The organism is Bacillus sp. SIMBA_074, from assembly GCF_046534555.1.
Taxonomy (GTDB): domain Bacteria; phylum Bacillota; class Bacilli; order Bacillales; family Bacillaceae_G; genus Bacillus_A; species Bacillus_A mycoides.
Genome location: NZ_JAWRYM010000652.1, coordinates 1 through 265, shown reverse-complemented (window position 1 = coordinate 265; position 265 = coordinate 1). Strand labels below are relative to the sequence as shown.

1 protein-coding gene is annotated in these 265 nt (G+C 71.3%); it reads right to left on the bottom strand.

Annotated features, from left to right (window positions below; genetic code table 11):
* Positions 1-136, bottom strand: a 136-nt coding sequence (locus tag SB773_RS32370; RefSeq protein ID WP_410594470.1) for a class II aldolase/adducin family protein, incomplete at its 3' end; no start/stop codon positions are given.
* Positions 137-265: the final 129 nt, after the last annotated feature.

Below are 265 nucleotides of genomic sequence, written 5' to 3'. Positions count from 1 at the left end.
CCAGCTGCTCCTCGGTCACCGCGCGCAGTGAGGACCCGGTCGTGGTGGCGATGATGCGGGAGCCGACGCGCACGCTGACGTTGCCGGAGCTTCCCGGCGACAGGCCGGCCGCCGACAGGTGGCGGCATGCGCGCACCACTGCGGCACGGGCATCGGCGTCGATCTCGATGCCGGTCACGGTGCCACCTCCCACGCGTCGGTGAAGAGCGACCGTTCGCCGAAGTTGCCCGACTTGAGGAGGACCGCGATGGTACGAGGGTCGCCG